The organism is Cohnella fermenti (assembly GCF_004801405.1).
In the GTDB taxonomy this organism is placed as follows: domain Bacteria; phylum Bacillota; class Bacilli; order Paenibacillales; family Paenibacillaceae; genus Cohnella; species Cohnella fermenti.
This window is the reverse complement of record NZ_SSOB01000003.1, coordinates 92,072-113,369: the sequence shown is the minus strand read 5'-3', so window position 1 is coordinate 113,369 and position 21,298 is coordinate 92,072. Positions and strand designations below refer to the sequence as shown.

General features: G+C 60.0%; 22 protein-coding genes. 9 read left to right on the top strand and 13 right to left on the bottom strand.

Annotated elements, in window-relative coordinates; genetic code table 11:
* Positions 1 to 6: 6 nt before the first annotated feature.
* Positions 7 to 1,074 (bottom strand): GerMN domain-containing protein, encoded by a 1,068-nt coding sequence (locus E6C55_RS03475; RefSeq protein WP_136368387.1) that lies wholly within the window; start codon positions 1,072 to 1,074, stop codon positions 7 to 9.
* A 182-nt stretch (positions 1,075 to 1,256) separates the two neighbouring features.
* Between E6C55_RS03475 and E6C55_RS03470 the strand changes: the two genes are divergently transcribed.
* Both E6C55_RS03470 and E6C55_RS03465 read left to right on the top strand, forming a co-directional pair.
* Positions 1,257 to 1,802, top strand: coding sequence for a phosphatidylglycerophosphatase A family protein (locus E6C55_RS03470; RefSeq protein ID WP_136368386.1), 546 nt, complete (start codon positions 1,257 to 1,259; stop codon positions 1,800 to 1,802).
* A gap of 232 nt (positions 1,803 to 2,034) precedes the next feature.
* Positions 2,035 to 2,712: a hypothetical protein gene (locus tag E6C55_RS03465; protein WP_136368385.1), complete on the top strand. Its 678-nt coding sequence runs from the start codon at positions 2,035 to 2,037 to the stop codon at positions 2,710 to 2,712.
* Between the two features lie 165 nt (positions 2,713 to 2,877).
* On the opposite strand, the gene E6C55_RS03460 is transcribed toward E6C55_RS03465, so the two are convergent.
* Both E6C55_RS03460 and E6C55_RS03455 read right to left on the bottom strand, forming a co-directional pair.
* Complete coding sequence (locus E6C55_RS03460; RefSeq protein ID WP_230986513.1) at positions 2,878 to 3,858, bottom strand: bile acid:sodium symporter family protein; 981 nt, start codon at positions 3,856 to 3,858, stop codon at positions 2,878 to 2,880.
* Between the two features lie 13 nt (positions 3,859 to 3,871).
* Entirely contained in the window at positions 3,872 to 4,864 is a 993-nt protein-coding gene (locus E6C55_RS03455) for an MBL fold metallo-hydrolase (RefSeq protein WP_136368384.1), read from the bottom strand.
* 192 nt (positions 4,865 to 5,056) lie between these two features.
* Between E6C55_RS03455 and E6C55_RS03450 the strand changes: the two genes are divergently transcribed.
* The 5 genes from E6C55_RS03450 to E6C55_RS03430 are packed head-to-tail and all read left to right on the top strand — an operon-like array spanning position 5,057 to position 11,477.
* A complete protein-coding gene (locus E6C55_RS03450; RefSeq protein WP_136368383.1) occupies positions 5,057 to 6,427 on the top strand; it encodes a YheC/YheD family endospore coat-associated protein in 1,371 nt (456 codons plus the stop codon).
* Positions 6,402 to 7,586: a YheC/YheD family endospore coat-associated protein gene (locus E6C55_RS03445; RefSeq protein WP_136368382.1), complete on the top strand. Its 1,185-nt coding sequence runs from the start codon at positions 6,402 to 6,404 to the stop codon at positions 7,584 to 7,586. Before E6C55_RS03450 ends, E6C55_RS03445 begins: the two co-directional genes overlap by 26 nt.
* The gene (locus E6C55_RS03440) at positions 7,567 to 8,946 is read left to right on the top strand and encodes a YheC/YheD family endospore coat-associated protein (RefSeq protein ID WP_136368381.1); all 1,380 of its coding nucleotides are present in this window, start codon (positions 7,567 to 7,569) and stop codon (positions 8,944 to 8,946) included. Before E6C55_RS03445 ends, E6C55_RS03440 begins: the two co-directional genes overlap by 20 nt.
* A complete protein-coding gene (locus tag E6C55_RS03435) occupies positions 8,943 to 10,118 on the top strand; it encodes a YheC/YheD family endospore coat-associated protein (protein WP_136368380.1) in 1,176 nt (391 codons plus the stop codon). The genes E6C55_RS03440 and E6C55_RS03435 overlap by 4 nt, the downstream gene beginning before the upstream one ends.
* 24 nt (positions 10,119 to 10,142) lie before the next feature.
* Positions 10,143 to 11,477 (top strand): YheC/YheD family endospore coat-associated protein, encoded by a 1,335-nt coding sequence (locus E6C55_RS03430; protein ID WP_211093510.1) that lies wholly within the window; start codon positions 10,143 to 10,145, stop codon positions 11,475 to 11,477.
* 66 nt (positions 11,478 to 11,543) lie between these two features.
* Here E6C55_RS03430 and E6C55_RS03425 read toward each other — a convergent pair whose 3' ends face one another.
* Positions 11,544 to 12,254, bottom strand: a complete 711-nt coding sequence (locus tag E6C55_RS03425; protein ID WP_230986512.1) for an HAD family hydrolase — start codon at positions 12,252 to 12,254, stop codon at positions 11,544 to 11,546.
* Positions 12,255 to 12,527: 273 nt separating this feature from the next.
* On the opposite strand from E6C55_RS03425, the gene E6C55_RS03420 reads away from it, so the two are divergent.
* A complete protein-coding gene (locus tag E6C55_RS03420) occupies positions 12,528 to 12,968 on the top strand; it encodes a hypothetical protein (RefSeq protein ID WP_230986511.1) in 441 nt (146 codons plus the stop codon).
* Entirely contained in the window at positions 12,965 to 14,044 is a 1,080-nt protein-coding gene (locus tag E6C55_RS03415; RefSeq protein WP_136368379.1) for a phosphodiester glycosidase family protein, read from the top strand. Before E6C55_RS03420 ends, E6C55_RS03415 begins: the two co-directional genes overlap by 4 nt.
* Before the next feature lie 139 nt (positions 14,045 to 14,183).
* Here E6C55_RS03415 and E6C55_RS03410 read toward each other — a convergent pair whose 3' ends face one another.
* The 9 genes from E6C55_RS03410 to E6C55_RS03370 form a co-directional block, all read right to left on the bottom strand.
* Positions 14,184 to 14,600 (bottom strand): hypothetical protein, encoded by a 417-nt coding sequence (locus E6C55_RS03410; RefSeq protein ID WP_136368378.1) that lies wholly within the window; start codon positions 14,598 to 14,600, stop codon positions 14,184 to 14,186.
* 391 nt (positions 14,601 to 14,991) lie between these two features.
* Positions 14,992 to 15,507 carry an InlB B-repeat-containing protein gene (locus tag E6C55_RS03405; protein WP_136368377.1) on the bottom strand — a complete coding sequence of 172 codons (516 nt, stop codon included), beginning with the start codon at positions 15,505 to 15,507 and terminating at the stop codon, positions 14,992 to 14,994.
* A complete protein-coding gene (locus E6C55_RS03400) occupies positions 15,504 to 15,848 on the bottom strand; it encodes a hypothetical protein (RefSeq protein WP_136368376.1) in 345 nt (114 codons plus the stop codon). The genes E6C55_RS03405 and E6C55_RS03400 overlap by 4 nt, the downstream gene beginning before the upstream one ends.
* A gap of 131 nt (positions 15,849 to 15,979) precedes the next feature.
* Positions 15,980 to 17,809, bottom strand: coding sequence for a helix-turn-helix transcriptional regulator (locus E6C55_RS03395; RefSeq protein ID WP_168735438.1), 1,830 nt, complete (start codon positions 17,807 to 17,809; stop codon positions 15,980 to 15,982).
* Between the two features lie 25 nt (positions 17,810 to 17,834).
* Positions 17,835 to 18,401: a hypothetical protein gene (locus E6C55_RS03390; protein ID WP_136368374.1), complete on the bottom strand. Its 567-nt coding sequence runs from the start codon at positions 18,399 to 18,401 to the stop codon at positions 17,835 to 17,837.
* Between the two features lie 22 nt (positions 18,402 to 18,423).
* On the bottom strand, positions 18,424 to 18,993 hold the full coding sequence (locus E6C55_RS03385; protein WP_136368373.1) for a manganese catalase family protein: 570 nt from the start codon (positions 18,991 to 18,993) through the stop codon (positions 18,424 to 18,426).
* 12 nt (positions 18,994 to 19,005) lie between these two features.
* Positions 19,006 to 19,233, bottom strand: coding sequence for a spore coat protein CotJB (locus E6C55_RS34510; protein ID WP_230986524.1), 228 nt, complete (start codon positions 19,231 to 19,233; stop codon positions 19,006 to 19,008).
* Between the two features lie 177 nt (positions 19,234 to 19,410).
* Positions 19,411 to 19,632 carry a spore coat associated protein CotJA gene (locus E6C55_RS03375; RefSeq protein ID WP_136368371.1) on the bottom strand — a complete coding sequence of 74 codons (222 nt, stop codon included), beginning with the start codon at positions 19,630 to 19,632 and terminating at the stop codon, positions 19,411 to 19,413.
* A gap of 221 nt (positions 19,633 to 19,853) precedes the next feature.
* On the bottom strand, positions 19,854 to 21,227 hold the full coding sequence (locus E6C55_RS03370) for a hemolysin family protein (protein WP_230986510.1): 1,374 nt from the start codon (positions 21,225 to 21,227) through the stop codon (positions 19,854 to 19,856).
* Positions 21,228 to 21,298 lie beyond the last annotated feature (71 nt).

Sequence of the window (21,298 nt, the reverse complement as noted above, 5' to 3'; positions counted from 1 at the left end):
GAGGCTTTAGCGCTCCAGAGCATTGATCTCCAGCGGACGGCTGATCGGTTCGACGTACGATTGCTCGTTCGTGTCCTTGAAGGAGTCGGTTCCGTTGATCGCAAGCTTGATCTTCGGCTCTCCGCTCACCTCGGTCAGCGTAAGGACAACGGCTTGGACCGTCGTCGCCGGAACGAGCATCTCCGGCTCCCAGGAAGCGTCCTTCAGCTCGACGTTCAGCAGGCCGTCAGCCTCGCCGACCTTATCGATCGCGATGCTGGAATCGACGACCGGCTTGAGCACGTTCGTATTCAGCGGGCCGCTGATCAGCTCCTGCAGCGCCGCCCGGTTCTTGTCCGGTTGGCGATCGACCAGACGGGTGACCGGCACGAAGTAGCCTTCGCCGTCCGTCGAGCGCGCCGCGAAGTACAGCGTCACCGCCATGGAGCGGCTCGGCGTAAGTCCTGCCGCCTGCTCGACGTTGATGCCCATCGATCGCGACATCGTCTTGTCGATCGGCAGCTTCGAGGCCGGCAGCAGCAGCAGCGGCTCTCCGTCGACGGTGAAGAGCACCTGCTTGACGTTCGGGAGCTCCGTCATCGTCCAGACAAGAGCCTCGATCGCCTTGCGCTCCTGGTCGGCAGGCATGGCGGGGAACGTCCCGTCGAAGTCGATCGTGACGGAGGAGGCTTGCTCGTCCTTCGTGACGGAGCGGATCTTGGAGCCTTCGGGCAGCAGCGGCGTGAAGCCCGCCGGCAGTTGATCCGCCGCGACCTGCCCTTGCGTCATCCAGGCGATCGCCTGCTCCTCCTTCGACTTGCCCGAAGCCTCCTCGGACAGCCGCAGCGTCATCGGGGCGACGAAGCCGTTCCCGTCCTGCAGGTACACGGTCAGCCCGTCGCTGTCCGATGCGAGCGAAGCCATCGCGGGATCTGCGGCTGCGTTCACCATCTGCTCCTCGAGATCCGACGGCGGCGGATCGATCGCCGCCGTGCCCGGAGACGAGCCCCCCATGCTGCAGCCCGCGGCGAACGGCAGCAGGAGCAATACGGCTAATGCCTTGCGAACATGTTTACGGCCGGTTATCGGCTTCATTCCAATTCCCCCCAGCAGGGTTAGACCGGTATCACCGACCTCCCCGAATGTAGTACTATATATACGAGACCCCAACCTAATGTATGAACGGTTTGTCCTTCGAATCGGCCAAGTTTAGCCGCAGAGCTTAGCCGCTCGGAGGCGGAACGATCAAGACGGGGGTCGGAAAAGAGGTGTCGTTCATGTCGGAAGCGAACGGTTATCGACTGAACAGCAAGGAAGTCGCCGAGGCGACAGACCAGTGGCTCGCCAAGCGCGGAGTTACCAAAGGCCAGATCGGGCAATTGGTTATGCTGCTGCAGAAGGATTATTTTCCGGAGTTGACGCTCGACGAATGCATCGCGAACGTAGAGCGCGTGATCTCCAAGCGGGAGGTTCAGAACGCAATTCTGACCGGCATCCAGCTCGATATGCTGGCTGAGGAAGGCAAGCTGCTGCCCCCGCTGCAAGCGATGATTCAGAACGACGAAGGGCTGTACGGGTGCGACGAAGTGCTCGCGCTCAGCATCGTCAACGTATACGGCAGCATCGGCTTCACCAACTTCGGCTACGTCGACAAGTTCAAGCCGGGGATTCTGAAGAAGCTCAACGATAAGAACGGCAAGGACTGCCACACCTTCCTCGACGACATCGTCGGCGCCATCGCCGCCGCAGCCTCCAGCCGCATCGCGCACCGCAAGCAGGCCGAACGGGAAGCCGCCCTGGAGGCGATTCAAGCGGAGGAGTGAGCGGGCGACGACCACAGTCGACAGTCACGGTCGACAGTCACGGGCGACAGTCCGAGCCGGAAGACTGGACACCGGGTCCGCTCTGTGGCAAATTCTAGTAAACGCGTCTCGTCGCACAAGTTCGTTATTCGATAAGCAGTATTGCGCATGAAGCACATGCCGTTGGCCTCCCTCAGGAGGCTGGCGGCTTTTTTTATTGCTGTGCTTAATTTGAGAGGGTGGGGGCAGGGATATGACGTTGGAGAGAAGAATCGAAGCTTTTATCGAGGAGCAGAAGAAGCACGCAACCGGGCAGAGGCTGGAGATGCTGAATCGGAATCAGAATCTGAACGGAACAAGAAAACTGCTCGCATTGCTGTGGACGGTGCTCAAATCGTTCGATGGACTGATTCTGGAATACGAGATGGTCAGCAATACAGGCGTCCGAATCTACATCGATATTTTCCACGATCCGCTTGTCATCGGGTTCGAGGCCGAAGGATTCGTCGCCCACGAAGAAAAGTTAACGAGGGAACGATTCAGCTTCGAGAGAATGCGAATCCGAACGCTGGGCAATCGCCAGTTTACCTTTTACCCGTTCAGTTGGGACGAGATGGACAAGACGCCGGACGCTTGCCGCCGCGACCTCTACGAGCTGATCGGCAGCAGAAGGTTGATAGCCGATTCGAAGCTGGTCAAGCTTCCGGTATACGAGCGCGAAGTTCTGCGTTTCGCAATAATCCGGTTCTTGCCGTTCACGATGGGCGATACGCGCCGCTGTTTGCACCTCGGCGACGATGCGTGCAGAGCCGTCCTGCGAAGCTTGATCGCGAAAGGGTACATTCGGCGTGTCGGCGGAAGCGAATCACGAAGCTACGGATTCGAGATTACGCATGAAGGGCGCGAGTTGTTTAGAAGCGGCATGAATTGAGCAACTGGATGTGCGGGTTTCCCGCTCATCGACGCACGAATCGAGCCAGCACCCGAGGCGTTAGGCCGATTTGACGTACATCGGCGCTCGAATTGGGCCCGGAAACGAGGCGTTAGGCGGATTTGACGTACATCGGCGCTCGAATTGAGCTCGCGAACGGGGCGCTTAGATCCGCCCCGAATCCGGCTCCGACTTCCGCCTGCTCCGGCTGATGCGGTAGCCGAAGGTCGCCGCGAGAAGCTGCTGGAACAGCATGCCGGAGATGACCGGGAGCGAGACGGAGGCCGGGAAGTACTGGATGGCGAGCACCGCGCCGGCGCTCAGGTTGCGCATGCCGGAGTTGAATTGCACGGCTATCGAGTCCTCGAGGCTCCAGCGTCTCCAGGCGGACACGCCCCAGCCGATCAGATAGCCAAGCACGACGGTTGCGAGCGTCACGAGCACGATCTCCAGCAGCCTCGCATCGGCGTGCTTCAGGTCGGAAGCGATCGTCGAGCCGTTGATGGCGACGACGGAGAACAGGCCGACCTTAACGAAGGGAGCCAGCGGCGGACCCCACGTGCGGTTGACGTTCCCGCGCGTCCACTCATTGAGCAGCATCCCCGCCAGCGACGGCAGAACAACCATCCAGAGCAGTCCCTTCATCATGCTCCACGTCTCGATCGGAACCGCCGTGCCCATCAGGACGTGAAGGGTCGCGGGAACGAGGAGCGGCGAGAGCAGCGTATCGATCAGAATGAGGGCCAACGTAAGCGCCAGATTGCCGCTGTAGATCGTCACCCAGACGACGCTGACGACGCCGGTGGGGATCGCAAACAGAAGGACGTAACCCGTGACGAGATAAGGATCATCCGGGAAAAAAAGCCGTCCCGCCCCCCATCCGATCAGCGGCATGATGATATGCAGAATCAGCATGAGAGCGATCAGTTTGGTTGGTCGAGTGAGTACGCGCAGCATGTCTGCGAAGCCGATTTTGAGGCTGCCGACGAGCGTCATGAAGGCGAATATCCAGGGCACCCAATGCTCGAACGAGCGCAGGCGCCAATCGAGCAGCACGCCGACGGCGATGGCGGCGGGCGTAATAAGCGGCATGATCCGCTCCAGCGTTCGGTTGATTCGGGACAAGCCGGACAAAATTCCGTTCATCGAGCGCTCCCCCTCACGCCTTGCGGTAGCGCACGGGCGAATGGCCCGCGGCGTCAGCAACGGCGGCCGTTCCGGCGAAGACGAGGCGCTCGGCGTGGGCGATCGTCTCCGACATCGCGAACCGATGGTTGTGCGAATTGCCGCGGATGCGCTCGCTGAAGAGCCTGTCGCACAGCTCGAAGCCGGTGAGCGGGCCCGCTTCGTCGAGAAGGTCCGCGATCTGCGCCAGCCGCCGCTCGTGATGGGCGATCAGCTCGCGGAGGCGGCCGTCGAAGTCCGCGAACGGGTCCATATGGCCGGGAAGCGCAAGGCTGACGCGCAGCCCCAGCATCCCTTCCAGGCTGCGAATATATGAGCCCAGGGGATCGGGATCGCCTCCCGGCAGCCAGGCGATGTTCGGCGTGATGCGCGGGAGCACTTGATCTCCGCACACCATAACTCCCGATTCCGGCTCGTACAGCGCGCGATGGCCGGGGGCATGTCCCTCGCCGGCGATCGGCTCCCACGACAGGCCGGCCAGCCGGAAGCGCTCGCCCGGCTCGGGCAGCAGCGCAAGCTCGCGCGGGCGCGGCGCGACCTGACGCTTCACGCCGGCCAGATGCGCCCGCATTCCTTCGGCCAACTCGTCCGGGAAGCCGTGCCGCGCCAGCGCGGCCAACAGCTCGCCGGAGAAGGTCTCGACTTCTCCCCACATTCTCTCCGCCCAGGCAGCGGACGTCTCCGAGATCCACACCGGGGCGCCCGTCCGTTCCTGGAACAAGCCGGCGAGGCCGTAGTGGTCCGGATGGTGATGCGTGAGGACAATCGAGTCGATGTCCTTCCACGCGATGCCAAGCTCCCGAAGAGTCCTCTCCCAGAACGCTTCCGTCTCCTCCGTCCTCAGCCCGGGGTCGATCACCGCCCATTTTCCACCGTTGCCTGCTAAATAGGCGTTCACCCAACGCAAAGAGAACGGAAGCGGCACCTTCGCCTGCACCCATCCGTTCGCAAGCCTCGTTGTCAACATCGCGGCCTTCCTCCATCCTGTCCATTCGTTCCGATTCTCTATATCCGTTAACAGTATAGCGGTTTTCGACAAGAGTGGCCAATCACCGATAGATATTCGTCCTCATACAATGGAGTATTCTCGCATGCACCCGGGAAGGAAGCCTACGAGTGCCTACGCCACAGAATTCGACAAGGTGGAAGGAGATCGAATATGTCCACCCCGAAAATCGACGTCCAGGTCATCAGCTCCGGAATACTGTCCGAGGACGTCCTCATGCTCGGGGAGTCTGTGATCAAGCAAGCGAAGATCCCGGTTCAGCAGCAGCTTCAGCTTCAATTCGGCTCCTTGCGGCAATCGGTCACGGTCGTCTCGGTTCCCCGTTACGACGGCTTGCGCATCGGTCACTCGCTCGCCAGAAGGATGGGGGTCAGCTCCGGCACTCCGCTGCGCCTGCAGTACCGGTCGGCATCACGCTCGCTCGCCTTGGGGCCGCTCATCGGCGTACTCGTCAGCCGCGATTATCCGGACCAGCCCGATAAGCCGTTCGGGGCGATCACGATGTTCTGCCATGAGCTCGTCGACACCTGCCGCGCCCAAGGCGCCTTCGTGTACTTCTTCACGCCCTCCGGCATCCAGGAGAGCCTGCGAAGCGTACGCGGCTGGGTGCTCGGCTCCGGCGGCTGGCGCCAATCCGACTTCCCCGCGCCGGATGTCGTCAACAACCGGCTCACGAGCCGCAAGCTCGAGAATCGGCCCATCGTTCAGCAGTTCGTGTCCGAGATCAAGTACCGGTATGGAGCTATCGTCTTCAACGAGAAGTTCCTCGACAAGTCGGAAGTATTCGAGGCTCTCAAGAACGACTCGTCCGTGCTCCGTTACTTGCCCGAGTCGCACTCTCTGCGCAACTTCACGACGCTCAAGAGCATGTGCTCGCGGTATTCGGTCGTCTTCCTGAAGCCGGTCAGGGGGAGTCTGGGCAAGGGAATCATCCGTCTTAACCGCTTCGGATCGGAAGGCTGGCAGGCGTCGTTCACAACGGTGAACGGAACCCGCAAGGCGACGTATCCGAACCTGCTCAAGTTCTTCTCGGTCATCTCCGGCAAGATGAAGACGGTTCGTTATCTGATTCAGCAAGGCCTTGCCCTGATCGATTCGGGAGGCCGGCCGATCGACTTCCGGGCGCTCACCCAGAAGAATGCTTCCGGCAAGTGGGTCGTCACCTCCATCGTCGGCCGGATCGCAGGCAACCAGCATTACGTGTCGAACCTCGCACGCGGTGGCACTCTCGCCACCGTCCGGGAGGCAGTCGCGCGCTCCAACCTTCCCTCGACCTATCGGGGGGAGGCGACCAGCAGGCTTACCCGCGCGGCGCTCGATATCTCGCGGGGGATCGACACGCATATTCAAGCGCACTTCGGAGAGCTCGGCATCGACCTGGCCATCGACACGTCCGGCCGCGTCTGGCTGCTCGAAGTGAATTCCAAGCCGTCGAAGAACGACAACACCCCATTAAACGAAGGGAAAATCCGCCCGTCGGTGCGGACGATGATTCAATATGCCCGTTATCTGTCCGGTTTCTAGGGAGCCGTTCTCGCCTTCCCCGCCGCCCTCTCTCTCTCTTGGGGTTGCCGTCTGCGAGCGTGAGGGGAGTCCCCCGTTCGCCGAAGCGTCCTTCATCCGGCGGCTGGCGGCCGCCGGCCCGAGGCATGGGCTCCGCGTGTTCGCCTTCTCCCCGTGGACTCTCGACGAAGAGAGCGGCACCGTGACGGCTTGGCTGCCTGCGGGTTCAAGCTGGAGCCGCGAGACGGTTCCGGCACCGAGCCTCGTCTACGACCGGGCATGGCCCGGCGACCCGCTGCAGCGGCGGCGCTTCCGCTCCGGCCTGCGGCGCCTTCAAGGCAGCGGACGCGCCCGGGCGGCGCTGCTCAACGGCCGCCTTCCCGGCAAGCTCGGCGTCTTCCGCGTTCTGAAGGCGGACGCCCGGACGGCCTCGCTGCTGCCGCCGACCGCCGAATACGAAGGGCCGGATTCGCTCGCCGACTGGCTGTCCCGGCATAACGGGGCCGCGTTCCTCAAGCCCTCCAACGGATCGAAGGGGCGGCGGGTCATCGCGGTGTCCCGTCACCCGGACGATCCGGAGCGGCTGCGCGTCCGGGGACGCAACGGGGCGAACGTTCCCTTCCGGATCGAGAAGCTTCCGGCGGGGGAAGCGCTTGGGCGCATCGACCGGGCAATCGGAGGCAGGCCGTATATTATGCAGCCGTACCTGGATCTTCGGGGACCGACGGGCGAATCGTTCGACATGCGCGTCCTGATGCAGAGGGACGGCAACGGAGGCTGGACGGAAGCGGGCATCGCCGCCCGCATCGGCCGGTTCGGAAGCGTCACCTCCAACCTTCACGGCGGAGGCACAGCCGCTAACGCATCGGATTATCTCCGCGATCTGTTCGGCGACTCGGAGAGTGCAAGCCTGCTTGGAGAGATGCGCCGTGCGGCTCGAGACGTCATCGGTCGGCTCGAGGGCTCCTACGGGATTTTCTGCGAGCTTGGTCTCGACTTCGGCATCGACCGATCCGGAAGACTGTGGTTTCTGGAAGCGAACACCAAACCCGGGCGCGCCTCCATGGCGTGCGCAGGCGAATCCGCGGCCGCGAGTGCCGTCGAACGTCCGCTTGCTTACGCCCGATATATCCTGCTACGACCACCTGGGAGGGTATTTCATGAGTTTGACCCAATGTAACGTTCATTTCACGCAGCAAGCGGAGCGAGTCGTATGGTTCTCAAGCCCCCTTGCGAAGCTGCTCAACCTTGGCGGGCGCAGAACGATCAACGTCAAGCTCGGGCGGGATATCGTGCCGGCCACCGTCAAGACCATCAAACGCAAAGGCAATCACGTCTTCCTCTCCGCCGGTCTCCGCCGATCCGTTCGCGTGCCGAAGTCCGGCAACGTCTATATCGCGAACGCGAACAGCGAGGAGGTGCAGCTCGGCCCGCTCATCGGCATTCTGACGGACAGCGCCGTGCGCTCCTCAGGCTCTCCGTTCGGCATGAGAACCTCGTTCGTGAAGCAACTTCTTATGCTCGGACAGAGGAAAGCCTACTTCTTCGCCTTCACGCCGAGAGACATCGATTGGCAGCAGGAGACGGTCAACGGCTGGTTCCTCGACGGCGGCGGGGGCTGGATTCGCAAGGTCGTTCCGCTTCCCGACGTCGTCTACAACCGCCTCCCGAGCCGGAGGGCGGAGACGGGAGCGACGATCACAACGCTCCGGGACCGCTTCGTCAGACGCCGAATCCCGTTCTTCAACTGGAGCTTCTTCAACAAGTCGGACGTCTACTCCTTGCTCGACAAGGACCCCGAGGCGCTGCAGCACCTGCCCGAGTCGATCAACAATCCGGACGCGGAGCGGATACGGGAGATGCTCGAGAAGCATCACTTCCTGTATTACAAGCCGACGGGAGGCAGCCTCGGGAACGGGATCTACCGCCTGACGTATCATCCGCGGAGAGGCTACTTCGCCAGGTATCGCCGGAACGGCCAGAACGTGCTGCTGCGGTTCTCGAACTTCGCCAGCCTGATGCGGATGCTGCGGGCGCGGCACGGCAGCGGATTGTCCGGCTACGTCGTGCAGCAGGGCATCCGCCTTATGGAGATCGACAACTGCCCGATCGACTTCCGCTTCCACATGCACAAGGACGGCAACAACGAATGGGTCGTCGCCGGGATCGGCGCCAAGAAGGCCGGACGCGGCAGCGTCACGACCCACATCAAGAACGGCGGCTCCCTCATGACGCCGGAGCAGGCGCTCGGACGCACCTTCGGCGAGAAAGCGTCGGAAGTGCTCGGCAATGCCAAGACCGTCGCCATCCGCCTGTCCGAGGCAATTGAACGCAACTATTCGCATACGCTCGGCGAGCTCGGGCTTGACATCGGCATCGACCGGGACGGCGAAGTCTGGATGTTCGAAGCGAACGCGAAGCCCGGCCGTTCGATCTTCAAGCATCCGGCCTTGAAGGAGCAAGGCAAGGCTTCGCTCGGCTACATTCTCGATCATTGCCTGTATCTCAGCAAATTCCGCAGGAAGGATGAGTCGTCATGAATCCGATTCTCTCCTCCCCCGAGATTGTCGTTCGTTCCAACTACAGCTTCGGAGACAAACCGATTCTGGCCATCCTGACGATCGACGACGATACCCAGATGTTCCGGGGCAATCGGCAGAACTTCGCGGATCTTCTCGCTACGGGAGAGAAGCTGGGCTTCATGACGTATGTCGTCACGATCAAGCATCTGAAGCTCAGCCGCTCCACGGTGCTCGGGTACACGTACGACATAAACGAAGACGTCTGGTCGAGAGCCTACTTCCCGCGCCCGAACGTCGTCTACAATCGCATCCCGCTGAGGGAGGACGAGAGGCTGCCGAGAGTGCGGAAGAAGCTCATGGCCCTCTCCCGGCATCCGAACATCCAATTGTTCAACCGTCGTTTTTTCAACAAGTGGTCCTTGTTCCAATGGCTGAACGACGCCAAGACGACGAAGGCCTACATCCCGGAGACGAGAAGACTGACCGAGATAGCGGTGCTGAGCAGCCTGCTGAGGCGCCACTCCCATCTGTACTTGAAGCCGGTAAGGGGCAAGGCCGGCGTCGGCATCATGTCGGTCAGGGTGCAGCCCGAGAAGAACCTCCCCTACACGCTGCAGATTCAGGAGGAGAAGGGCAGCCGCACGTTCCGCTGCGCGACGCTTGCCCGCCTGTGGAATCGGGTGCTGAAGCAGTCGTCCGTGATCGGAGAACCGTATATCGCCCAGCAGGGCATCTCGCTCGCTTCCATGAACGAACGGCCCTTCGACCTCAGGGCGCTGATCCAGAAGAACGAATTCGGCCAGTGGGAGCTGACCGGAATCGGGGCGCGCGTGGCCGGCGACACCAGCATCACGACCCACGTCCCCCGCGGCGGCTACATCGAGGAGCCCGAGAAGCTGCTCATCTCCGTCTTCGGGCAAGACAAGGCGCGCAAGGTGCTGAGCAAGGTCAAGAACACCGTCGTCACCCTGGCCCGGCAGATCGAGCGCTCCTCCAAGCACAAGATGGGGGAGATGTCCATGGACCTCGGCGTGGACGTCTCGGGTCAGGTGTGGTTCTTCGAGGCGAATTCGAAGCCGATGAAGTTCGACGAACCCCATATTCGGAAGAAGTCGCTCGAGCAGATCTTCTATTACAGCCAGTATCTCCATGCGGCCGCGCTTAAGCAGAGCGCCGGCACGTCAGTGTAATGCCCAACGCGAGGTGAACTCCGGTTGACGCAACCTGCTCTTGGCATTCTTACGTTGTATCTGAACGATAACAAGGTGCTCGAAGAGAAGAGGGTTTATGAGAAAATGATCGCCGCAGCCGCCAAGATGGGCCTTGACGCCTTCGTCTTCACGCCGGAGGATGTGGAGGACCGGAGCGGACGCATTCATGCGCTGATCTACAGCCCCGACTCGAGAAGCTGGATAAGACGCTGGGTACGGTTCCCAAACGTGATCTACGATCGCTGCCGCATTCAGCGAAGCAAGCGCTTCGATCAGTTGCTCGCGTTCCGGAAGAGGTATGCCCACCTCACCTTCCTGAACCGGCCGCTGCGGAACAAGTGGACCATCTATCGCGCGCTCTGGCGAGTTCCCGCCTTCCGGGACCATCTGCCCGTCACGCGGCTCTACCAATCAAGCGAAGACGTCTCGGTCATGCTCGTCAAGTTCCCGCTGCTCTACGTGAAGCCGATCAACGGGACGGGGGGACGGGGCATCCTGCGGATCGAGAAGCAGCGCAACGGGACGATCCTGCTGCAAGGGCGGGATCATCGGCGGAGAATCGTCAGCCCGAAGCGAATCTCCCGCGAGAATCTCTCCTCCGAGCTGCTTCAATGGGATATGAACGGGGACAAATATATCGTTCAGCAAGGCCTCAACATCAAGCTGCCGAACGGCCGTGTGCACGATTACCGGATGCTCGTTCAGAAGAACGGCTCGGGAGAGTGGGAGGTGACCGGCTGCGCGGGGCGCGTCGGTCCTTCGGGAAGCATCACCTCCAACCTGCACGGAGGCGGCCGCGCCTCGACGATGAACAACCTGCTGCGCCAGTGGGTCGGCAGCGAGGCGAAGATCGCGCAGATCCGCGAGACGGCGGAGTCGTTCGGCATCGCCGTCGCGAAGCACCTCGAGGCGACCTACAGCGCGCTGTGCGAGCTTGCCCTCGATCTCGCGATCGACCGCGGCGGCCGCGTCTGGCTGCTGGAGGTCAACCCGAAGCCTGCTCGCGAGGTATTCCTGCGAGCAGGCGAACGCGAGGTGTATCGCCGCGCGATTACCCGACCGCTCGAATATGCGCTGTGGGTGTACCGCCAGAAGGGCCCGGATCGGCAGGGCCGCACCGGCCAGCGTTCCCGCTCGCGGTCGCGCGTCTTGCCGGGAGCGGGGGCTAGTGTGGGGCCGGGTATTGGTTCAGGTGTCGGTTCGGGTGTCGGTTCGGGCAAGGGGCCGGGGTCGGGACTGCGAGCCGATTCGGGCGCGAATTCGGCGGCCCCGGTCTCGCTCGTCTCGGACAGCGCCTCCGGCAAGGAGCTGCGGCGCTGGTACGAGGGCGAGGATTAACAACAAACAACCGTCAGGGAGCAGCGCCCTGACGGTTGTTTATGAATGCGGACAACCCCCTGCTCCCTACGCCTCGGCCGCCGCGTCCAGCAGCGTCAGCAGCTCCGGGAACTCGCGGATAACTGCGCCCGAGCCGTCGAGCTCCCCTTCCTTCCGGAAGCCGGCATAGTCGCAGCCGACGACGAACAGCCCGTTGCGGAGGCCGGCGTCCACGTCCGAGGAGCGGTCTCCGATCATCCAGGCGGAGCGGATTCCGTGCTTCTCGAGCAGCAGTCGAACGAGCTCGGCCTTCGTCGCCGTCTCGTATTCGCCCGCGCTGTAGAACCCCTCGAACAGATCGCCGATTCCTCTCAGGCGCGGCACCTCCTTCACATAGCTCTCCAGCCCGTTGCTCGCCACGAACAGGCGAATGCCCCGCTCCTTCAGCGTTCGCAGCGTCTCCGGCACCCATTCGTACAACTCGCCGACGCCCGCCTCCAGCTCCTCCAGCTCATACTGAAGCAGCAGCTCGTTCGCCCGCTGCCGCGCCTCGGTCGAGCCGTCCGGCATGACGCGCAACCAGATGTGGTCCAGCAGCATGCCAAGCGAGCCGAGCAGCCTCTCGATCGGAGGCTCGGGCTCCGTGTACAGCCCCTCCTCCCGAAGCGTCTCGAACACCCGCCGCTGCACCGTCACAAGCAAGGACTCCGTCTTGAACAGCGTTCCGTCGAGATCGAACAGCATCGCTTCGGGTACGTTGCCCGTGCTGCGCCCTTCCAATTGTCGGTCGTTTGCCATCTGTCTACCACTCCTGAACCCGAATATGATATCCCCCATAATATCGAAACGTTTCGATTCTGGCAACTTATTCCCCTCCGCGCGCGTCTATCCTTCTGGAAACGCCGTTTGACGATAAAATCCGTCTCGACTCGACTCCAGGCGGCTCCAATCGCTTTTTAACGAGCTGTGAGTTGTCGGTTCCAGTAATTTCTTGCGGCGCCATTTCCGCCAGGTTGTGCTACAATATACTTTCATCATCGGTAATGCCGAAATACGAGGTGGTACATTCTTATGAGTCCTGCATCTACAGCACACAAGCTCGCCTCCGCTCCCGAATCGTCGTCCGAGCTGTCTCCCCGCCGCTCTCCCAAGAAGCGGCTGTGGCCTTTTTTTCTCCTATGGGTCGTCTTGATCGGCGCCGGCGTCTACGGTACCTACTCTTATACCGAACAACAGCAAGAGCAGCTAACGCTCGAGCTTCAGCAGCAGACGGATCGGCAACTCGAAGCAATGCGGCAGAGCTACGAGCAGCGCCTGGACGAGCTCGAAGCCAACTATACCGAACAGATGGCGCAGCTTGAGTCGAAGGTCGAAGCGCTGAACGAGCTGCTGACCTTCAACCAGGACAACGTCAACGATAAGACCGACAGCAGCAATAAGCTCTATACACAGATCAGCGAGCTCAAGAAGCAGATTGACGAATTGAAGAAAAACCTGGACGTGCTGAAATGATAACCGCGGCTCAACGCTTCAACCGAACGATGCTGCTCGCATCCGCCCCCTTCGTCGGGATGATCGTCTGGATCGCCTTCGTCTCCTTCACGATTCAGGCGCCTGGGATCGATTATGCGGCGGGCGGCGGCGCTTCCACGCTCCCGAATATGGCGGAGGCGGCGGCCCCGACGTTGGATGGGCTTGAGGATGCTGCCGTTATTGCCAAGGAAATATCGGCTTCGATGAAGAAGGTGTCCGAGCTGTACACCAAGACGAATGCCAGCATGAGCGCGATCATGACGACAGCCAAGGCCCAGGTGAGCCGTCCCGCGCTGATCTACGACAAACGAATCACGCACCGGCTCGGAACGGTGTCCGACTCGGTCACCTCGACCAAGCTGACCGCCCAGTTGTTCCGGATCAAGGCGCAGAACTTCAGCGGTTACGCGCTCAAAGTCAAGCTCAAAGCCGCCGGCGCGATGGACATGACGCTCGGCAAGGACACGTTCGGCGGCTCCGAGACGACGCTCGCCGCGGTCAAGCGAACGGGAGCGATCGCCGGGGTCAACGCCGGAGGCTTCGCCGATTCGAAGGGCAAGCGCTATCCGCTCAGCACGACCGTCGTGGACGGCCAGTACGTCAGCGGCTTCGAAGCCAGCTTCAACGACCTGTTCTTCGTCGGCCTGAACGACCGGATGGAGCTCATCGGCGGCAAGTTCAGCAGCAAGGACCAGCTCGACAAGCTGAAGCCGCAGTTCGGCGCCTCCTTCGTGCCGGTCCTTCGCAAGAACGGCGTCAACCTGACGATTCCGGACAAGTGGCGGACAAGCCCCCTGCGGGCCCCGCGGACGATCGTCGCCAATTACAAGGACGACCAGCTATTGTTCCTCGTCATCGACGGCCGGAACGAGAACGGAAGCTCCGGCGCCACGCTTGAGGAGATCCAACTGCTGCTGACGAGATACGGGGCCATCGACGCCTACAACCTCGACGGCGGCGGCTCGTCGACCCTCGTGTTCAAGGGAAACGTCGTAAACAGCCCCTCCGACGGTCGGATGCGCCCCTTGGCGACGAATTTCCTGTTCTTTAAATAAGGCGGCAGGCATGGCAAGCGGCGCCGGTAAGCAATCCCGGCGCCGCTTGGTGAGGCGTGACAGAGGACCTGTCCCCTCTATCTGAACGCTTATGCCTCTTCTCCCCGAAGCTCAGGAACCTTCCCTTCCGATCATGCCCTTACTCCCCCGCCACCTTCAACTGCTTGCCGAACTCATAGTGCTCCTCATCGCTGTAATACATATGGATCGTAATCACATAATCGCCCGCCTTCGGGAACGCGTACGCGACCGAGTAATCGTCCCCCTCGCGAACCGCGTCGAGCAATTGGGGCAACGTGTTCCTCGAATTGATCTGAATCTGAACCGTCGCTTCCCGATCCTTGTACTTCCCGTTCTCCACTTGGACGGTCAGCTTCGTATCCGGACCCGCCGTCGGCTCCGACGGCTCGGCGACCAGCTTGACCTCGTCGAAGCGGAGCTTGTCCTCCTGCGCGCATCCTGCCAGTGCCATTATCGACAGCAACAGCAAGGGCAACGCGATAGCCAGCCTTCTTGCCGCTCTGCCGCATCCTCTTCCGTTCTTCATTGTTCTCACACTCGTCCCTTCTCCTTCCGCAGGCCATCCGGATGGCCTCCCTCTCCCTTCTCTCATCATACTCAAATAATCGTTCTCGCATATGCCCCGTTCCACTATAGATGCGGCAATTCGGTTACGGATACGTGGGGGAAATGTGGCGAAATTTTTCGCTCATACGCCGCCTCGGTCCAACGTTACTACGCGCAAACCAGTATTTCTTCCCTCAATCGGCTTCCGGATCGCGTGTCCGCTCAAACCTTCTTGATCGTTTTTGTATTTTGGCAGAGGCTCTAAAATTTATTTTTTTCCATATCTTCTTGAACCAGTTCTTCAGCTCGGTCGTCGTCGTTGATCGTGAATCGAATGCCAAGCCCCCCAGCTTCGTCGTAAGACACAATATCTCCTTGAATCAGTTCTCTCGTTCCGTCGTTATGCTCGATGAACACGCTCGCCTGCTCAAGGCGCCATCTGTCGCAATCTTCAGGTTGATGCCCCCGTCCGCCAGCAGCTTTGCCGCCGCTGCCGCCACCTCGTCCTTCGGATCGGGCAGAACAAGCCTTGCAGATACCGACCCTGCCGCTGTCAACTGCTTCACCGTCCTAGCCGCCAGTTCCGCCGTAAAGATCACTAAGTCCGTCTTCTTGCCGTTCGCATCCGTCGTGCGGGTAACCGTCATCTGCGTCACAACGAAGCCGCTCACCTGCTCACCGTTCTCCACATTCACCACAACATGTTCGATTTGAGAAGCGTTCGTGGACGACGACGATGTTTTCTTTATCCATTGCGCGTACAGCGTCACATCGCCGGTAATGGCCGTATCGAACGAGAACATTGTCGTCAACGCCTCATCCGCGTACCAGCCCGCGAACGTGTAGCCCGTTCGCGACGGCTCCTCCGGAACCGTCGCATTGCCGCCATAGCTCACCGTCTGGCTATCTGCCGCCGAACCGCCGACGTGTTAGATGCTACGTTTGCCGAAAATCCGGCGTTGCCCACCGGCTCCCAGCCCGTTCCGTCGTTTCTCATGACGGTGGCTTTGTTGCTGTTTGCAATGTCTCGATAGGCTACATAAACAGTGCCATGATCTGCAACAATCGAATTATATCGGACACTGCCTGCCGAGAAGCCGGCGCTGCCTACCATTATCCAGCCTTCTCCATCCGCATAAGCATGACCTCCCCCCGGCGCAAACCAACCCGGAATGCCGCCCAGCAGGATAAACATCGCGAGAATCGTCATTCCGGCTTTTTTCCAAATACAGTTCATTTCTCTCCCCCCGATTCCGTAATCAATCCCTATCCCGAAAGCTTCGATACCCTCTATTGTAAAAAATGTCGAATCAACAAAAAACTCCCCCCCTGTATAGACTGGAGGGCAGCCTCGAATGAAAGCAGCGGTCAGAGACCCATCGATTCGCCTTTATGAATCGCTTCCGGGCGAGTTCTCACCTCAAGCTTGCTATAAATATTGTTGATATGCGATCTGACCGTGCCGTAGCCGATCTGAAGCCTCGCCGAGATCTCCTTGTTCGTCAGCCGTTGCGCGATGAGTCTCAGAATCTCGGTCTCTTTAGGGGTAAGAAGCAGGGAGAGCTCTGCAGACTCTCCTCCGGTCGCCGGGTCTCTCCCGAAGGCCGCCAGCTTGTTCGCCAGTTCCTCAGCTTGCTCGTACCGCTCCTGAAACATCAGAAATCGGAGCAAAGATTGATATTCGTAAAGGCGCGATGCCGTAACGGGATCGTTCTCCGTCAACCGATACATCCTCATCCACTCCGCAACGGCGCTTGCATCGCCTTCGCACAAGTCCAGCCAGGCCCGCTCGGCATCGCAATAAATAAGCGTCGTAGCCAGCCCCAGATCGATAAGCTCGCGTCTGGCGCTGCGCAGCGTCTCCTTCGCTTCGTCGTATAAGCCGCGTGCTTGCTGAATGCGAGACAACACGAGACGTGAAGGAAACAGCATCTCCAGAAGCATCGGATTATTGACATCGGCCGATTGGATCGCTCTTTTGATTGTTTGCTCCGCCTCGTCCATCTCGTTGTATTCATAATAGCCTTCCGCCAGGCAAACGAGAGATGAATCGGCCAGACCGGCCTCTTCAAAGGTGTCGATCATTTGATTGAGGAAGGAGACGAGAAATGGCCTGTTGACTAATTGGCCTGAATGCTCCTTGAAGATTGACGGCTTGCCCGCAAACCTCGATTGACGTGCAAAGATCAAGCGGGGTCCATGAGGCCTGTACCGCTTGGACAGCATCATGTTATGGATCACCTGATGCTGGTCGCCAAGCACGAGAGCCGCATACAGCATTTTATTGAAGTAATAACTCGCCCAGAAGTCGTTCTTGCTCTCCTCCGTCCACTCTCTCGCCGCAGCCTCGTAATGCTTCTCCGCATAGCTCAGCAATCGATCCACACTCGCGGCCTGCTCTTCATGAAGCAGCAATAAATGAATATACGAGAAATACAGAAAAGGATGCTGCAGCAGGGTCGGCTCGGGAATACGCGCGAGTTGGGAGCGCAGCCAAACAGTGGTGTTCATCCGCACCATTTGGGACGTCATCTCTTCGAGCAGACCGATCGCCCGTTTATAGAGCTTGCCGGTCAAGTAATATTCGAGCCCTTCTTCCAGCAGCCCCTCCGCTTCGCAATGCTCCCCCGCAGCCTCCAGCAAGACGGGAAGGCGGTCGGGCTTCGTTCGCAGCATACGATTGTACAGAAACTCCGCAAACAGATGATGGAACCGATACCAGCCCTTGCGATTATCAAGCGGCACAATAAAAAGCCGGGCCCGCTCAAGCTGCTCAAGCTGCTCCTGGCAGTCGTCGAACCCGGTCAGGGCGCGGCACAGTTGAGCGTTCATCCGCTTCAGAATCGAGCAATCCATCAGCAGATGCCGGATCGGCTCGCTTTGCCTGACGAATACTTCTTCCATTAAGTACTGGTCAATCAGGTGGGATGCCCCGGAAAATTTCCGCAGCAGCATGGAAGGATCGTCCTCAGCTCGATGCGACAAAGCGGCCAGCTTCATGGTCGTAATCCAGCCTTCGGTCTTCTCCACCCATTCATGCGCTGCCTGCTCCGGCAGTGCGAGCGCCATGCAGGAGCGATAAAACTGCTCCCCTTCCCGATTCGTGAAGCGCAGGTCGGACGTATCCAGACGAATCATCAGTTGACGGCTGTGGAGCCTCGCGGACGGGAACGGCAGCTCCTCTCTGCTGGCGATCACAAGATGAACGCCCTCCGGCATATATTCAATGAAAAATAACAAAGGAAGCAAGCAAGCTGGCGTCGGCAATCGTATGGAAATCGTCCATAACGAGCGCAATCGGCTCAGCCGGCGAATGCAGCTCGTTCACCAGCATTGTCAACGCCAGCTCATATTGCTCAGGCCGAATAAGCTTGAGAACGTCTCCCGCCCGCTCGCTGAAGCCAAGATGGAGCCAATCGATCGAGGAGACAACATATTGCCAGAACCGTGACAAATCGTTGTCTCCCTGATCGATTGAGAACCATGCGGGCCGTATTGGGGACTGGCTCGCCCAATGCTCCAGCAGCGTAGTCTTGCCGAAGCCCGCTGGCGCGCACACAAACGAAACCTTGCCTCGCATCCCTTCATTCAATCGGTCAATCAGCCGTGGGCGCCGCACCGCTTCCTGAGTATCCCCGGGAATATGGATTTTCGTCATCAATATCGGCGTTGCGCCATACAAGCCAATAAATGAGTGCGATTGTTCATGTAATGTCCGCGAGCGACCGCAGAGCGCACCAAGAAGCAGCCCCAAGCCGCCTCGCGGCAACCGGAGCTGCTTCTTCAACATGCCTTCTATTCGAATACATCTCCTAATACACCTTCTTCTGCTCCCGATCCGCCTTCAGAATCTCGACCGCCTCGCGGAATCGCAGCGAGTGCACGATCTCCCGCTCCCGCAGGAACTTCAGCGCGTCCTGGATGTCGACATCGTCGGTGTAGTCGATCAGCCACTGGTACGTCGCCCGCGCCTTCTCCTCGGCCGCGATGTCTTCGTACAGGTTCGCGATCGGATCGCCCTTCGCCGCAATATACGTAGCCGTGAACGGGACGCCCGCCGCGCTGTTGTAGAACAGATCGCCGCCATGGTTAACGAAGTCCGCACCGAGCCCCGCCGCTTCAAGCTGCTCCGGCGTGGCGTCCTTGGTCAGCTTATACACCATGGTAGCGATCATCTCCAAGTGGGCGAATTCCTCCGTTCCAATATCTGTAAGTAATCCAATCACCTTATCCGGAATCGTGTATCTCTGATTCAGGTAGCGAAGCGCCGCAGCCAGCTCCCCGTCCGAACCTCCGTACTGCTCGATCAGAAACTTCGCCATCCTCGGGTCGCATTTGCTGACCCTGACGGGGTATTGCAGTTTTTTCTCATAAACCCACATCGCCGCTCCTCCTCATACCTGCCATGGCCAGGGCGTCTCGATCCATTGCCAAGGATACTTGGTGAAGCTGTGTCCGTATTGAAGCAGCGGGCCATATTGCATCTCGAACGCATGGGCCAACTGTCCCCGTCGCTGCGCCAACTGATTAAACTGCTGGATGGCCTGCATGTCGGCGGGATGGGTGTCCAGATACAGCGTCAGCTCGACCAACGCGAAGTCGACTATCTGCAGTTGCTCCAGCTCGGCACGGTATCGCTCATCCCCCGCAACCGGCCGCTGCGGCTCCGGCTCCGGCTCGCTCTTGCCCGAACGATCCTTGTCGCTCTCGCGCCTATCGTAGCGATCATAGCGATTCGCCCGTTCATATCGGTCTTCCCGCCCGTAGCGGTCGTAACGGTCCTGTCGTTCTGCCATCGCTCACCCTCCCTTGGGCGCCCTGCGCGAAGGATACGAGCTGTACAGCGCAGGCCACAGCGTCCCTCTCCGCAGCGCTTCGTCAAGCGGGAATTGCGGCAGGTTCATCGGTTGAAAAGGAATAAATTGATTGGGCGGCACCACGTACCTCTTGATTCTTATCGGTGGACAGGGGTCTAGCGGACTGACGTACGGCTTCCATTCTCTCCATTGATTGTCGTACACCGGCTCTCCTCCTTGCGTTCCCGGTTCGCTCGTTTGGGCGCATACTCTAGGTATATGAGGGAACCGACCGCAACTTGCGACCCCGCCGCAGAAAATATCCGTCCGCTCGTCCCCGCGTACGACAAAAAAACAGCCCAAATCCGAAGATAGGGCTGCTTCTTGCTTGCTTCTTGTCCGTCATGTCGAACGCCGTATCCAACACCGAGACGGCTTGCGGCTACCTAGTCCTCCGAATCGGCCGGCTCGGAGGACGACTTGAACCGCCGCCGGCGCTCCTTGCGCTCTTCCCGTTCTTCCTTGCCCAAGTCCGCGCCTTGCGATTCCACCTTCTCCGCGACCTTCTGCTTGTAGATGTGCACACGCAGAACGCGCAGGCGCTCGGTGTGGGCGATCTCGAACACGTAGCCGTCGTGGAACCACTTCTGGCCCTTGGAGATGTTGCCCTCAAGGTTGCGGAACAGCCAGCCTCCGATCGAATCGACCTCCTCGTCGTCGATCTCGAGGCCGAACATGTCATTCACTTCCTCGATCAGCATGCGTCCTTCCACCGAGGTGATCTCTCCCTTGGTCACGATGCTCGGAGGCTCGTTGTCGAATTCGTCGTGAATCTCGCCGACGATCTCCTCGAGAATCGTCTCCGCGGTCAGCATCCCCGCCGTGCCGCCGTATTCGTCGATGACGATGGCGAGCTGGGATTTGCGCTTCTGCATCAGCTTCAGCACCTTGCTGATCTCCATCGATTCCGGCACGCTCAGAATCGGACGCATGAATTCGCGCAGGTCGTGATCCTCGTCGGGATCGGCGGTCAACAGATCGGTAATATGGATGAAGCCGATGATCTGGTCCTTGTCGTCGACCGCGAGCGGATACCGCGTATGCTTCGTCGCGTAAGCCATCTTCATGTTCTCTCGCAAGGACTGATTCGTGAACATGCAGTCCATGTCCGTTCTCGGCAGCATAACCTCGCGCGCGACGCGATCCGCGAACTCGAACACATTGTCGAACAGCGTCATCTCTTCCTTGTCGATAACGCCGCTCTTCGCGCTCTCGTTCATCAGAATGCGAATCTCTTCTTCGGTATGAACCTCGTGTTCGCCCGCCGGTTCCACGCCGATTGCCCTAAGGAGCAGGTTGGCCGCTCCGTTCAGCAGCCAGATCGCCGGCAGGAAGATCCGGTAGAACATCAGCAGAGGCCAGGACAGCCACAGCGAGACGCCTTCCGACTTCTGGATGGCAAGCGACTTCGGCGCGAGCTCCCCGAGCACGATATGCAGGAACGTAATCGAGATGAAGGCAATGACGACCGCGACGGAATGAATGACCGTCTCGTCCGTTACATGAAGCTGGTGCAGCAGCGGCTCGACGATCAGCTCGGCGATCGCCGGCTCGCCGACCCAACCGAGTCCGAGCGAGGCCAGCGTAATGCCAAGCTGGGTGGCGGACAGGTAGACGTCCAGCTTCCGGTTCACCTTAAGCGCGTACTTCGCCCGCGTATTCCCTTCGTTGAAGAGCTGCGTGAGGCGGCTCTGCCGCACCTTGACAAGCGCGAATTCGGCGGCCACGAAGAAGCCGTTCAAGAACACAAGAATTAACACGACAAGCAAATTCGCGAATATAGAACCCCATAAGAATTCCGTATGCAAGGCAGCGATTGCACCCCTTCGAA